General features: G+C 71.9%; 11 protein-coding genes and 1 pseudogene. 11 read left to right on the top strand and 1 reads right to left on the bottom strand.

All coding sequences use genetic code 11. The annotated features are described in order from the left end of the window. Window positions 1-33 precede the first annotated feature (33 nt). The 4 genes and pseudogenes from BRM3_RS04435 (at window position 34) to BRM3_RS04420 (ending at window position 3,875) form a co-directional block, all read left to right on the top strand. Complete coding sequence (locus BRM3_RS04435; RefSeq protein WP_263595395.1) at window positions 34-303, top strand: hydroxyisourate hydrolase; 270 nt, start codon at window positions 34-36, stop codon at window positions 301-303. Beyond that, window positions 258-1,118 (top strand): annotated as a pseudogene (gene pucL / locus BRM3_RS04430) (factor-independent urate hydroxylase). Before BRM3_RS04435 ends, pucL begins: the two are co-directional and overlap by 46 nt. Before the next feature lie 48 nt (window positions 1,119-1,166). Next, complete coding sequence (locus BRM3_RS04425; RefSeq protein ID WP_263594883.1) at window positions 1,167-2,678, top strand: nucleobase:cation symporter-2 family protein; 1,512 nt, start codon at window positions 1,167-1,169, stop codon at window positions 2,676-2,678. A gap of 135 nt (window positions 2,679-2,813) precedes the next feature. Then, window positions 2,814-3,875: an LLM class flavin-dependent oxidoreductase gene (locus BRM3_RS04420; protein WP_263594882.1), complete on the top strand. Its 1,062-nt coding sequence runs from the start codon at window positions 2,814-2,816 to the stop codon at window positions 3,873-3,875. Window positions 3,876-3,951: 76 nt separating this feature from the next. Here BRM3_RS04420 and BRM3_RS04415 read toward each other — a convergent pair whose 3' ends face one another. Then, complete coding sequence (locus BRM3_RS04415; RefSeq protein WP_263594881.1) at window positions 3,952-4,236, bottom strand: hypothetical protein; 285 nt, start codon at window positions 4,234-4,236, stop codon at window positions 3,952-3,954. Window positions 4,237-4,445: 209 nt separating this feature from the next. On the opposite strand from BRM3_RS04415, the gene BRM3_RS04410 reads away from it, so the two are divergent. The 7 genes from BRM3_RS04410 to BRM3_RS04380 all read left to right on the top strand — a co-directional run bounded on the left by BRM3_RS04410 (window position 4,446) and on the right by BRM3_RS04380 (window position 13,307). Continuing rightward, entirely contained in the window at window positions 4,446-5,042 is a 597-nt protein-coding gene (locus tag BRM3_RS04410) for an NADPH-dependent FMN reductase (RefSeq protein WP_263594880.1), read from the top strand. 61 nt (window positions 5,043-5,103) lie between these two features. Next, window positions 5,104-8,622, top strand: a complete 3,519-nt coding sequence (locus tag BRM3_RS04405; RefSeq protein WP_263594879.1) for a S41 family peptidase — start codon at window positions 5,104-5,106, stop codon at window positions 8,620-8,622. Continuing rightward, the gene (locus BRM3_RS04400) at window positions 8,619-9,140 is read left to right on the top strand and encodes an SRPBCC family protein (RefSeq protein ID WP_263594878.1); all 522 of its coding nucleotides are present in this window, start codon (window positions 8,619-8,621) and stop codon (window positions 9,138-9,140) included. Before BRM3_RS04405 ends, BRM3_RS04400 begins: the two co-directional genes overlap by 4 nt. A 19-nt stretch (window positions 9,141-9,159) precedes the next feature. Then, the gene (locus BRM3_RS04395) at window positions 9,160-10,470 is read left to right on the top strand and encodes an extracellular solute-binding protein (protein WP_263594877.1); all 1,311 of its coding nucleotides are present in this window, start codon (window positions 9,160-9,162) and stop codon (window positions 10,468-10,470) included. After that, the gene (locus BRM3_RS04390; RefSeq protein ID WP_263594876.1) at window positions 10,467-11,366 is read left to right on the top strand and encodes a carbohydrate ABC transporter permease; all 900 of its coding nucleotides are present in this window, start codon (window positions 10,467-10,469) and stop codon (window positions 11,364-11,366) included. Before BRM3_RS04395 ends, BRM3_RS04390 begins: the two co-directional genes overlap by 4 nt. Window position 11,367: 1 nt before the next feature. Then, window positions 11,368-12,249, top strand: coding sequence for a carbohydrate ABC transporter permease (locus BRM3_RS04385; RefSeq protein WP_396127027.1), 882 nt, complete (start codon window positions 11,368-11,370; stop codon window positions 12,247-12,249). 119 nt (window positions 12,250-12,368) lie between these two features. Then, complete coding sequence (locus BRM3_RS04380) at window positions 12,369-13,307, top strand: SDR family oxidoreductase (protein WP_263594875.1); 939 nt, start codon at window positions 12,369-12,371, stop codon at window positions 13,305-13,307. Window positions 13,308-13,424: the final 117 nt, after the last annotated feature.

Below are 13,424 nucleotides of genomic sequence, written 5' to 3'. Positions count from 1 at the left end.
GCACCGCGCTCGAACCCTCGAGGGAGACCTGGCATGAGCCACCTGAGCACGCACATCCTCGACGCGACCTCGGGCGGGCCCGCCGTCGACGTGGAGGTCGAGCTGCGCGACGCCGACGGCTCGGTGATCGCGAGCGGGCGCACCGACGACGACGGGCGCCTCGCGCTCGGTCCCGACACCCTGCCCGACGGCGACTACACGGTGGCCTTCGCGACCGGCGCCTACTTCGCGCGCCACGAGGTCGCGAGAACCGGGTCGTGCGCATCGTCCGCGACACCCCGCGGCATGAGATCACCGATCTGAGCGTGACCTCGCAGCTGCGCGGCGCGGCTCTCGTCGACTCGTACCTGAAGGGCGAGAACGATCTCGTCGTCGCCACCGACACCCAGAAGAACACGGTGTTCGCCTTCGCCAAGGAATACGGCATCTCCTCCCCCGAGGAATTCCTGCTCACGCTCGGGAAGCATTTCACCGAGGACTTCGAGTGGATCGAGGGCGGCCTCTGGCAGGCCGAGAAGTAAGACTGGGCGCGCATCGTCGTCGACGGCGTCGAGCACGATCATTCCTTCGTCCGGACAGGTCAGGGCACGCGCCTGGCCACGGTGCAGATCATCGACGGCGCCACCCATGTCACAGGCGGCGTGAAGGACCTGGTCGTGCTGAAGTCCACCGGCAGCGAGTTCGCCGGCTTCCCGCGCGACAAGTACACGACGCTCGTCGAGACCGACGACCGCATCATGGCCACCTCCTCGGTCACCGGGCGCTGGCGCTTCCTGCCCGAGGCCGTCGAGGCGGGCATCGATTACGACGGCCTGTACGACGAGGTGACCGCGGTGCTGCTCTCGACGTTCGCCTCGGTGCACTCGCTCGCCCTCCAGCAGACCCTCTTCGAGATGGGCAGGGCGGCCATCGAGGCGCGGCCCGAGATCGCTGAGGTGCGCTTCGCGATGCCCAACAAGCACCACTTCGTCTACGACCTGGCGCCCTTCGGGCTCGAGAACTCCAACGAGGTGTTCTACGCCGCCGAACGCCCCTACGGGCTCATCGAGGGCACCGTCGTGCGCGACGGCGCCGCCCCCGCGCCCGCGGCGTGGGCCGGCGTGCCCACGTTCGTCTGACCCGACCCGTCGAGCACCTGCGACCCCGCTCCGAGTGAGGAGAACCCCATGACCGCCACCACCACCGCCCGACCACGCGTCGGGCGCCCCGAGGACGAACGGCTCGGCCCCGGCCGCACCATCGGCTACGGCATCCAGCACATCCTCGCCATGTTCGGCGGCGTCATCGCCGTGCCCCTCATCGTGGGCGGCGCGGCCGGGCTCGACACCGCGGACCGGGCGCTGCTCGTGGCCAGCGGCCTGTTCGTGAGCGGCCTCGCGACCCTGCTGCAGACGCTCGGCCTGCCCTACTTCGGCGCCCAGCTGCCGCTCGTGCAGGGCACGTCGTTCGCGGCCGTCTCCACGATGCTCGCGATCATCGGCGACGATGGGCGCGAGGGGCTCCAGCACGTGTTCGGCGCGATCCTCGTCGCCGGCCTGGTCGGCCTCCTGATCAGACCGTTCTTCGCCCGCATCGTGCGCTTCTTCCCGGCCGTCGTGACCGGGTCGATCATCACCGTGATAGGGCTGTCGCTCATGCCCGTGGCGGCCGGCTGGAACACGGGGAACGCGACGATCACGGTCGACGGCGAGTCCGTGGCCAACCCCGACTTCGCGTCCCTGCCCAACGTGCTGCTGGCGCTGTTCACCTTCGCGGTCGTGATCGTGCTCAGCAAGGTCCCGGTGCTGTCGCGGCTCGCGGCGCTGCTCGGGCTCGCCGTGGGCACGATCGTGGGCCTCTTCACGGGCGCCGCGGACGTCTCGCCGGTCGCGAACGCCTCGATCGTCGCCCTCCCCCGGCCCTTCGCCTTCGGGATGCCGATGTTCGAGATCGGCGCGATCATCTCGATGGTGATCGTCGTGCTCGTCATCATGGTCGAGACCACGGCCGACGTGCTCGCGGTCGGCGAGGTGGTCGGCACCAAGGTCGACTCGCGGCGGGTCGGCGACGGCCTCCGGGCCGACATGGCCTCCTCCCTCGTGGCGCCCGTGTTCAACTCCTTCCCCGCGACCGCCTTCGCCCAGAACGTGGGTCTGGTGGCGCTGACCGGCATCAAGAGCCGCTTCGCCGTCGCGGCCGGAGGCGTCGTGCTGATCGCGCTCGGCCTCTCGCCGATGGCCGCGGCCGTGTTCAGCATCATCCCGAGCCCCGTGCTCGGCGGCGCCGGCATCGTCCTGTTCGGGACCGTCGCGGCGAGCGGCGTGCGCACCCTGTCCAAGGTCGACTACGCGGGCAACAACAACCTCGTGATCGTCGCGGCCTCGGTCGCGTTCGGCCTGATCCCCGTCGTGGCGACCGACTTCTGGCACGCGTTCCCGGGCTGGTTCGTCACCATCTTCCACTCGGGGATCAGCGCGGCGGCGATCGTGGCGGTGCTGCTGAACCTGTTCTTCAACGTCTTCCAGCCCGGCCGCCCCGATGATCCCAACGACTTCGCCGCGGCCCCGCCGCTGCGGGTGCAGACGGGCGAAATCCGTGTGCTGGGCGAGGGGGGTGCGCTCGATGCGGAGTCCTACGAGCCCGATGAGCGCACCGACGGGACCCGTGCCCGCGAGACCGTGCGCGAGCCTCGGTCCTGACGTCCTGAGAGGCCGGGCCCGTCGGCCCCCGTGCAGCCCGAGCGCTGCGCGGGGGCCGACGGCTGTCGGGGCACGGGAGCCGGTCCCGATCCGAGCTAGTGAAATATTCAATCACCGGCTAGGGTTGTGCCCATCATGAGAGCTTTCGGATTCCTCAGCTTCGGCCACTACGGTCACGGCTCTGGCGTGCGCGGGGTCGACGCGCGCCAGATGTTGCACGACGCGATCGACATCTCCGTCGGCGCCGACGAGCTCGGCGTCAACGGCGCCTACGTGCGGGTGCACCACTTCGCCCGGCAGTCGGCCTCCCCCATGCCGCTGCTCGCCGCGATCGCGGCGCGCACCGAGCGCATCGAGGTCGGCACGGGCGTGATCGACATGCGCTACGAGAACCCCCTCTACCTCGCGGAGGAGGCGGCCGCGCTCGACCTCATCGCCGACGGCCGGGTGGCGCTCGGCGTCTCCCGGGGCAGCCCCGAGCCCGCCGACCGCGGCTGGGAGTCCTTCGGCTACACCGGGTCGACCGACCCGCGCGGGGCGGACATCGCCCAGGTCAAGCTCCAGCGCTTCCTGCGGGCCGTGCGCGGCGAGCACCTCGCGACGGCGGCGGCCGGGCCCTACGGCTCGGCGCCGGCCGGCGCGGGTCTGCGCGTCGAGCCGCACTCCCCCTCGCTCATCGACCGGATCTGGTGGGGCGCCGGCTCGCGCGAGACGGCCGAGAACACCGGGCGGCTCGGCCTGAACCTGATGAGCTCGACCCTGCTCACGGAGGCGACCGGACAGTCGCTCGGCGATCTCCAGGCCGAGCAGATCCAGCGCTTCCGCGACGCCTATGCCGCGGCGGGGCACAGCGGGCGTCCGCGCGTCTCGGTCTCCCGCAGCGTGTTCCCGATCGTCACGGGCGAGGACCGCTACCTGTTCGGCATGCGACCGGGCGAGGGCGCCGACCAGATCGGCATCATCGACGGCTTCGAGTCGACCTTCGGCCGCACCTATGCGGGCGAGCCGGACCAGCTCATCGAGCAGCTCCGGGCCGACGCCGCCGTGATGAGCGCCGACACGGTCATGCTCACGATCCCCTCGCAGATGGGCGTGGACCTGAACCTGCGCATCCTGCAGAACTTCGCCGAGCACGTCGCCCCGGCGCTCGGCTGGAAGCCCAACACCGAGGGCCCCGTGCAGGGGGACGAGGCCTGAGGAGACGACACCCACGAGGTCGCCGCGGCCCCGTTGCGTACACCGGGGCCGCGGCGAGGGCCGGGGACCTGCTGGCCTACGCGGTGTTCTGCGCGACCAGGACCCCGTCCACGTGCACGGTGACGGTCTGCGGGCGCGCGCCCGCGAGCAGCAGAGGACGACGCTTGTCGATCCGGACCCTGTGGCGCTCGTGCACGCCGACGTCGAACTCCCAGGTCCTGACCGTGCTGAAGGAGAGGCCGACGACCCCGTCGACCACGCTCTGACCGTCCACCATGATCGTGATGCGTCCCCAGACCTTGTCGAAGGAGAAGACGATGGCGTGCCGCTCACGGACGCCCACGTCGAAGCTCATGATCATGCCCGCAGGGTACAAGTCCTCAGCTCATGGGCCTCGGACCCGCGCGGGGCCGCGAGCACTGCACGATCGATCGCCCGAGCTCCATGGATCGACGCTACCGCGCCGAGGCATGTGAGATCCGGATCGGCCGCGGCCCCGCTGCTTGACGGGCGAGCCCTGCAGGACCGTAAAGTCGTCACGTTTTCAACCACTGTGCCGTAAGGACCCCCATGACCGAGACCGCCGTCCCGAACCCCGCCGCTCCGCGCACCCTGATGGCCGTCATCGGCTCGGTGCGCCCGGGCCGCCAGGGCGATAAGTGGGGCCGGTGGATCGCCGACGTCGCCCGTCGCCACAGCGGCTACGCGGTCGAGGTGGTCGACCTCGCCGAGCTGGCCCTGCCGTTCCTGGACGAGCCGCACCACCCGCGCCTGCACCGGTACGAGCACGAGCACACCAAGCAGTGGTCGGCCAAGGCCGCCGCCGCCGACGCGTTCGTCTTCGTCACCCCCGAGTACAACTACTCCTTCCCGGCCTCGCTCAAGAACGCCCTCGACTACCTCTACGTCGAGTGGAAGGACAAGGTCGCAGGCGTCGTCTCCTACGGCGGTCTCTCGGGCGGCCTGCGTGCGACCCACCAGCTGCGGCAGGTCCTCGAGGCGCTCGGCCTCGCGGTGCCCCCTGGCACCGTCGCGATCCCCTTCTCCGCCCAGTACCTGACCGAGGAGGGCGGCGTGGACGCCCCCGACTCGGCGGTCCTGTCGGCCCAGACGATGCTCGCCGAGATGGAGCGCGTGGGCGCGCTGCTGCGCCCCCACGCGAGCTGACACCGGCCCCGGTGCGCGGGGGCGGCCCCGTCCGTCAGGGCACCGCCGTAGGGTGACGTGCATGACATCGACTCCCCCGCGCAACCATTCACCCGCCGTCCCCGCCGCCACCGGATCCGCCGCCTACCTCCGCTATCCGGACGTGCGCGGCGATCTCGTCGTGTTCTGCGCGGCCGACGACGTCTGGGCGGTGCCGTACGCGGGAGGCCGCGCGTGGCGTCTCACCGACGACCGCGCTCCCGTGCTGTACCCGCGGATCTCGCCGTCGGGCACGCTCGTCGCGTACATCTCCCGCCTCTCCGGGGAGAAGGAGGTGCACGTCGTCGGCGTGGACGGCGACGTCGCACCGCGGCGCCTGACCTACTGGGGCAACCGGCTCACGCGCGTCGTCGGCTGGCTGCCCGACGAGCGGATCATCGTCACCACCGGCCACGGCGCCGCGCTGTCGAGCCGGGACGCCCAGCTGTGGGCGCTGTCGCTCGACGGCACGGCGGAGCTGCTGCCGTTCGGGCGCGCCGGCGAGGTGGCCTTCGGGCCCGGCGGGACCACCGTCGTCACGACCGTGTGGCGCAACGAGCCGTCGCACTGGAAGCACTACCAGGGCGGCACCGCGCCCCGGCTCTGGGTCTCGACCGAGGACGTGCCGCTCGACGCTCCCGCCGAGCGGCATGCGGCCCGCTCATGGGAGCCGCTGCGCGACGACCTCCTGGGCCCGAAGTACCGCGGGTTCTTCCTGGGCGAGCGCTTCGTGTTCGCCTCGGACACCCCTGGTGAGGGCGCCGCCCGCACCGACCGCGCCACCGGCAACCTCTGGTCGGTCCTGCCCGACGGCAGCGACCTGCGCGTCCACACCCGTCTGACGAGCGCCGAGGGGTACCTCCGGGACCCCGCGAGCGACGGCGAGCGTCTCGTGTTCAGCTCTCGCGGCGCCCTGTTCTCCATGGACGGCCTTGACGAGGAGCCGCGCGAGATCCCCGTGGTGACCGCGGGCGTCGCGGCCGGTCGCCGCGATCGGCACCTCGATCCGGCCAAGAACCTGCTGGCCATGCGCCCCACCTTCGACGCCCGCGCGAGCGTCGTCGAGTGGCGGGGCACCGCCCACGTGCTCACGCATCGCGGCGGGCCCTCCCGTGTGCTGGGCGGCACGAGCGGTCTGCGGATCCGCGAGGCGACGCCGCTCGGGCGCAGCGCGTTCGCCGTCTACGTGACCGACGAGGGGGCCCAGCTCGACCGCACCGACGGCGGGGTGGGCTCGGACGTGCTCGCCGTGCGCCGCCTCGACGCGGGGGACGACGAGACCCGCCTCGACCTCGGCGACGTGGGCCGCATCCTGCACGTGGCGCCCGCACCCGACGGCAGGTCGGTCGCGATCGCCTCGCAGGACGGCACGGTCCGGCTCGTGACCCTGCGCGGCCTCGTCGACCCGGCGCGCACGAGCGGGCAGGACGCCGACGAGGCGGCCGCGCGCCCCGAGGCCCCCACGCTCGACGGCGTGCGCGAGGTGGGTCGTTCCGAGGCCGGCGAGGTGCGTGACCTGGCCTGGTCCCCCGACTCGCGCTATCTCGTGTGGTCGGAGCCGACCTCGGAGTACACTGCGCGGCTCATGGTCTCCGACACCGAGGACCGCGAGGCCACCGGGCGTGCGCTCACCGAGGGCCGCTACCTCGACGAGGCACCGGCCTTCAGCGCCGACGGCGCCTACCTCGCCTTCGTCGCGGCCCGCACCTTCGAGACGGTGTACGACGACCTCGTCTTCGACCTATCGTTCGTCAACGCGCAGCGCCCCCACCTGCTGCCCCTCGAGCGGACCACGCGCGATCCCTTCGGCCCCGACGCCGACGGCTGGGCCCCGGCACGCCCTGAGAACGGCGAGGCCGGGGCGGAGGCCTCGAAGAAGACCGGTACGGAGGTCACGGGCGGCACGGACGGCGAGGCGAGCGCCCCCGCCACGGCGGCGACCGCCGCGGGCACCGGCACGGCGCAGGTCCCGCCGCGCAGCGTGCTGGACACCGAGGCGATCGAGGACCGCATCGTCCCCTTCCCCGTCGAGTCCGGGTACATCTCCTCGCTCACCGCGGTCGCGGCCGGCTTCGTGTGGCTGCGCCATCCCCAGCAGGTCGTGCTCGGGTCCACGCGCGCAGGCGTCGACGGCGACGGCCCCAAGCCCACGCTCGAGCTGTGGCACCTCGCCGACCGCAAGCTGACCACGCTGGCCGAGGGCGTCGACGCGGTGTGGGCCTCCGGGGACGGCCAGCAGCTCGTGGTCCGCCAGGGTGACGCGTTCGCGCAGATCCCCGCCGACCGCAAGGTCGAGGACGACGACCCCGCCCGCATCGTCATCGACACGGCGCGCCTGCGCCTGCTGATCGACCCGGTCGCCGAGCGCCGCGGGATGCTGTGGGACAACTACCGCCTCATGGCGCAGAACTACTGGCGCGCCGACATGGACGGCCAGGACTGGCACGCCATGACGAGCTGGTACGACGAGACGGTTGACCGGGTCGTGACCGACGACGACTTCAGCGATCTGCTGTGGGAGGTCGTCGCCGAGCTCGGCACGAGCCACGCCTACGTCGCGCCGGCGCCGTGGCGGCCCGCCGTGCCGGGCACGCCCGGTCAGCTCGGTGCGGACGTCGCCCTGACGGCCGACGGGTGGGCTCTGACCCGCATCCTGCACGGCGACTCCTCGGACCCGGACGCCCGGTCCCCGCTGCTCGCCCCCGGCGTCGCCGCCGAGGTCGGCGACGTCATCGTGCGGATCGACGGGCGCGACGTGGACCCGGCCGCGGGCATCCAGCCGCTCCTGATCGGCTCGGCCGACCGGCCCACGGAGATCGTGCTCGAGCGCGGCGGTGACCGGCGGCGCGTGGTCGTGGTGCCCCTCGCGGACGACTCCGAGCTGCGCTACCAGGACTGGGTCGCCTCGCGGCGCGCCGTCGTGCGCGAGCGCTCGGGCGGCCGGCTCGGCTACCTGCACATCCCCGACATGGTCTCCACGGGCTGGGCACAGATGCACCGGGACCTGCGGGCCGCGAGCGCTGCCGAGGGCATCGTCGTCGACGTGCGCTACAACTCCGGCGGGCACACCTCCCAGCTCGTCACGGACCGGCTGGCCCGCACCGTGCTGTCGTGGGACTACCCGCGCGACCAGCGCTCGAGCACCTATCCGGCCAATGCGCCGCGCGGGCCCGTCGTGTTCGTGAGCAACCAGGAGGCGGGCTCGGACGGCGACATCGTCGGTGCCGTCGCGCAGGCGATGGGGATCGGCCCCGTGATCGGGACCCGCACCTGGGGCGGTGTGATCGGCATCGACGGCCGCTTCGACCTGGTCGACGGCACCGGCGTCACCCAGCCCAAGTACGCGAGCTGGTTCACGGGGGTCGACTGGTCGATCGAGAACTACGGCGTCGAGCCCGACATCGAGGTGCCCTTCCCGCCGAACGCCTGGCTGGCCGGTGAGGACCCGCAGCTCGTGCGCGGCATCGAGGAGGCCCTCGCGCGTCTGGCCGAGAAGCCCGCCGCGGTCGCACCGCCGCTGCCGCCGGCCCGTTTCGGCGGCGCAGGGAAGGGGACGCGATGACCACCGGCATCGCCACCCGGATCCGCACCCTGCCGGTCACGGTCGAGCTGGCCGACGAGCCCCTGATCCTCGAGGCGGATCTCGGCGGCTCGGCCGAGGAGCTGTGGCAGGCCGTCACCGACCCCGAGGTGCTGCAGCGCTGGTCGCCGGTGGTGCCGGAGCGCCCGCTCACGAGCGTGGGACCGGCACTGTCGCGGGAGACCCCCGAGGCGGATCCCGTCGCGGCCGACGTGCTGGCCATCGCGGACGGACGTGCGCTGACCCACCGCTGGGGCGACGACGTCATCGAGTGGGCGATCGAGGACGGCCGCCTGGTCGTGCAGATGCGGCTGGTGCGGCCGGACCTGGCGCCCCTGTCCGCGGCAGGCTGGCAGGTCTGCCTCGGCGTGCTCGACGCCCTGCTCGACGGCGAGGACCAGGAGCGGATCATCGGCATGGACGCGATGGCCTACGGCTGGGTCGAGCTCAACGAGGCGTACGCGGCGCAGCTGGGGCTCGAGGTCCATGCGCCGGAGTGAGGCGCGGCGAGGGGGCGCCGTGCCGACCACGGTCCCGTCCGTCCCCCGCCGCGCGCTCGCGGGGGCACTCGCCCTGCCGCTGCTCGGCGCCGCCGGCTGCGCCCGCTCGAGCGGTGTCGACGCCGAGACCGCCCGGGACTCCCGCGGCCCGATCACCGTGTGGTTCTCCTACGACCAGTTCGAGCTGCGGTGGGGAGGCGGGATCGTCGAGCAGTGGAACCAGGCGCACCCGGAGGAGCCCATCCGCATGCAGGAGATCCCCGCCGGGCGCAGCTCGGAGGAGGTCATCACCGCGGCCATCACCGCCGGCACCACGCCGGACCTGCTGTTCGGAGTGGCCCTCGCGCCCTTGCCGATGTGGGCGCGCTCGGGCGGCATGGTCGACCTCACGGGCTTCGAGGGTGCCGAGGCGTACATGGCCGACCGCACCGGTGCCGACCGCGTCGACCAGTTCCGCATCGACGGCGCCCACTACGTCCTGCCGTGGAAGACGGGACCGGTGATGATCATGTACAACAAGGGGCTCTTCGCCGCCGCCGGCCTCGACCCCGAGCACCCCGGCATGGGGACCCATGAGGCGTTCCTCGCCGGCGCGCGGGCGCTCGTGCAGTCGGGCGCCGCCCCGTCGGCGATCTGGCCCAATCCCGGCAGCGAGTTCTACAACCCCTGGTACGACTTCTACCCCCTCTTCCTCGCCGAGACGGGCGGCACCCGCCTCGTCGAGGACGGGAGCGCCCAGTTCGACGGCGACGCGGGGCTGGGCGTCGCCCGGTTCTGGGAAGACCTGTACCGCGAGGGCCTCGCACCACGGGAGAGGTCCGTGGACGACGCCATGGGCACCTCCGCGACCGCCATGCAGATCACCGGCCCCTGGGCGGTGGCCGCCTATCGCGACCTCATCGATGTCGGCTTCATGCCCGTGCCCACCGCGCAGGGCCGCCCGGCCGACGAGGTCGTCACCTTCGCCGACTCCAAGAACATTGGAATGTTCACCACCTGCCGCCATCGGGCGACCGCGTGGGACGTCATCCGCTTCGCGACCTCCCTCGAGCAGGACGGGGCGTTCCTGGAGATCTCCGGGCAGATGCCGCTGCGTCAGGATCTGCTGAGCGCCTTCCCCGACTACTTCGCGGCCAACGCCCTGTACGCGGGGTACGGCGCCCAGGCGGCCCGCACCGTCGACGTCCCGCTGATCCCCAACTCGATCGAGGTGTGGCAGCGCTTCCGCGGCGCGTTCTCGTCCTCCGTGATCTTCGCGGAGGAATCGGTCGAGGACGCGTTCACGGACGTCGCGAGATCCATCGACCAGCTCGTGGAGGTCCGCGGATGAGCACGGCATACTCAGCTCGCCGGCGGCCCCGACGTCGGCTCCAGCCCATCGGCAACCTGCTGGCCGGCCCCTACGTCCTGTTCCTGCTGCTGGTGATGGCCTGGCCCTTCGCCTACGCGGTGTGGATGGCCTTCCACGACGTCGTCTTCACGGCTCCCACCGCGCAGGTCGACCACCCCTTCGTGGGTCTGGCGAACTTCCGGCAGGCGCTGAGCGACCCGGAGGTCCGACGCTCCTTCGGGAACCTCGGCGTCTACCTCGTGATCAACGTGCCCCTGACCCTGATGCTCGCCCTCGTGCTCGCGAGCGCCCTGAACGGCGTGGTCCGTTTCGCCTCGGTGTTCCGCGTCGCCTTCTACCTGCCCTACATCACCGCCTCGGTGTCGCTGATCGGGGTGTGGATGCTCCTGTTCAGCGCCGACGGGCTCGTCAACACGGTCCTGGGGCCGCTGGCCCCCGACCCGTCGTGGCTCGTGAACTCGAACCTCGCGATGCCGACGATCGCCCTGTACTCCACGTGGAAGCAGCTCGGGTTCTACATCCTGCTGTACCTCGCGGCGATCCAGTCGATCCCGCAGGAGCTCTACGAGGCAGCCGAGGTCGACGGAGCCGGCGTGGTGCAGCGGTTCCGCCACGTCACCGTGCCCGGGGTCCGGCCGGTGACGGTGCTCGTCCTCGTCCTCGCGCTGGTCTTCGGGGCCAACCTGTTCACGGAGCCGTACCTGCTCACCGCGGGCGGCGGCCCCAACGGGGCCTCGACCACCCCCGTGCTGCTGATCTATCAGAAGGCCCTGCAGCAGGGGAACCCGGACGCGGCCTCCGCGATCGGGGTGCTGCTGGTGATGGCGGTCGGTGTCCTGTCCCTGGTGATGGCCCGCGTGACGAGGGAGCGGTGAGATGAGCACACGACGCACTCCGAGGGATGACAGGGGTGCACGACGACTCCCCGCTCGTCGTCGGCATCCGCTGCTGCTCGCGGCGGCGCTGATCCTCGCAGCCCTCGCCTTCGTGCTGCCGTTCTACGTGATGGCGGTCGGTGCCTTCCAGGCGAGCCCCACGAACACGCCGGCCGCGCTCGTGCCCACCGGCGACTGGACCGTCCAGAACGTCGTGCTGGTCGATGAGCGGGTCGATCTGCTGCGCGGACTTCTGAACTCCTTCATCGTCACCGGGGGCGCGGTGGCGGGGACCCTCGTGCTCGGCCTGCCCGCCGGGTACGCACTGGCCCGGCTGCGCTGGCGGGGCAGGGGGGCACTGTTCGCGGCGATGCTCGCGGTGCAGATGATCCCGTTCCAGCTGCTGATGATCCCGCTGTACATCCAGGTGGCCGGGATGTACGGCCTGGGCGACAGCTACCTGGGGATGGTGCTGCCGTTCCTGGTCAACACCACCGCCGTGTTCATCTTCCGCCAGTACTTCCTCACGGTCCCCGACTCCCTGTTCGAGGCCGCCCGCATCGACGGCGCCGGGGAGCTGCGGATCATGCTGACCATCGCCGCGCCCCTCGTGCGGCCGGCGATCGCGACCGTGGTGCTGGTGACGTTCATCGGCCCGTGGAACGAGTTCCTGTGGCCCTTCCTCATCACCAAGGACACCGCTCTGCAGCCGCTCGCGGTGGGCCTGGCGAACTTCATCACCAACGTCGCCACCACCATGCCCAACCCCAACGGGGCGATCCTCGCCGGTGCCCTCGCGCTCGCCCTGCCGGTGGTCGTCGTCTTCGCGGCTCTCCAGCGGCACTTCCGGGCGGCCGACCTCGGGAGCGGGCTCAAGGGCTGACCCGACGCCGGCCCGTCCGCGCCGCGAACCGGACCACCCGGTAGCCAACGTTGCCCTCGCGCACGCCGGATCGAGACGATGGCGGCACCGATCCGTCACGACACCCCGGAGGTATTTCGATGACCGACGACCGCTCCACCGCCGCCCAGGACGCCCACGACACCACGACCGACCAGCTCACCCTGCAGAACCCGGTGACCCGGTACCCGGACATCACGCCCCCGAAGCAGGATCAGCCGGAGCCGGGCCTCGACGTCGACCTGCGTCCGCTCTCGGACATCGGTGAGCACTCGTACCGCGGCACCGGCCGCCTCAACGGCCGCAAGGCGCTCATCACCGGCTCCGACTCCGGCATCGGCGCCGCCGTGGCCGTGGCCTTCGCACGCGAGGGCGCCGACGTGGCCCTCAACTACCTTCCCGTCGAGCAGGAGGACGCGGAGCGGGTGCGGGACATCATCGAGGCCGCCGGGCGCAAGGCCGTCCTGCTCCCGGGCGATCTGTCCGACCGCGCGGTGTGCGAGAAGCTCCCCGACGACGCGGCGGAGGCCCTCGGCGGGCTCGACATCCTCGTCAACAACGCCGGCAAGCAGATCGCCGTCGACAACATCGAGGACCTGAGCGACGAGCAGATCACCGACACGTTCGAGGTGAACATCCTCGCCCAGTTCCGGATCGTCAAGGCGGCCCTCAAGCACCTGCAGCCCGGCGCGACCATCGTGAACACGACGTCGGTCCAGGCCTATCAGCCCTCACCGACCCTGCTGGACTACGCCACGACGAAGGCCGCGATCAACACCTTCTCCAAGGGGCTCGCGCAGCAGCTCGCCCCCAAGGGGATCCGTGTGAACGCCGTGGCGCCCGGGCCCATCTGGACGCCCCTGCAGGTGTCCGACGGCCAGCCCAAGGAGGCGCTGCCGGAGTTCGGGAAGTCGACGCCGCTGGGCCGTGCCGGCCAGCCCACCGAGCTCGCCCCCGCGTATGTGTTCCTCGCGAGCTCGGAGTCCAGCTACGTGCTCGGGGAGACCCTGCACGTCAACGGCGGCTCGCCGATGCCGTGACGCGCACGGCCCCGTGACCGGGCCGCGGTCGGCGGCTCCCCTGGACGGACACCGGCCGCGGCCATGGGCGCACTCCGTATCCTGAGGGCGCTCTGTGCACCCGGACAAGGAGGCCCC

It is taken from the genome of Brachybacterium huguangmaarense (genome assembly GCF_025725725.1).
GTDB lineage: Bacteria > Actinomycetota > Actinomycetes > Actinomycetales > Dermabacteraceae > Brachybacterium > Brachybacterium huguangmaarense.
This window is presented reverse-complemented; position numbering and strand designations above follow the sequence as displayed.

Coding starts and splice junctions, on each gene's coding strand:
- BRM3_RS04415 (WP_263594881.1), bottom strand. CDS start 4,236: ATGATCATGAGCTTCGACGTGGGCGTCCGTGAGCGGCACGCCATCGTC.
- BRM3_RS04385 (WP_396127027.1), top strand. CDS start 11,368: ATGAGCACACGACGCACTCCGAGGGATGACAGGGGTGCACGACGACTC.
- BRM3_RS04410 (WP_263594880.1), top strand. CDS start 4,446: ATGACCGAGACCGCCGTCCCGAACCCCGCCGCTCCGCGCACCCTGATG.
- BRM3_RS04390 (WP_263594876.1), top strand. CDS start 10,467: ATGAGCACGGCATACTCAGCTCGCCGGCGGCCCCGACGTCGGCTCCAG.
- BRM3_RS04425 (WP_263594883.1), top strand. CDS start 1,167: ATGACCGCCACCACCACCGCCCGACCACGCGTCGGGCGCCCCGAGGAC.
- BRM3_RS04400 (WP_263594878.1), top strand. CDS start 8,619: ATGACCACCGGCATCGCCACCCGGATCCGCACCCTGCCGGTCACGGTC.
- BRM3_RS04380 (WP_263594875.1), top strand. CDS start 12,369: ATGACCGACGACCGCTCCACCGCCGCCCAGGACGCCCACGACACCACG.
- BRM3_RS04405 (WP_263594879.1), top strand. CDS start 5,104: ATGACATCGACTCCCCCGCGCAACCATTCACCCGCCGTCCCCGCCGCC.
- BRM3_RS04420 (WP_263594882.1), top strand. CDS start 2,814: ATGAGAGCTTTCGGATTCCTCAGCTTCGGCCACTACGGTCACGGCTCT.
- BRM3_RS04435 (WP_263595395.1), top strand. CDS start 34: ATGAGCCACCTGAGCACGCACATCCTCGACGCGACCTCGGGCGGGCCC.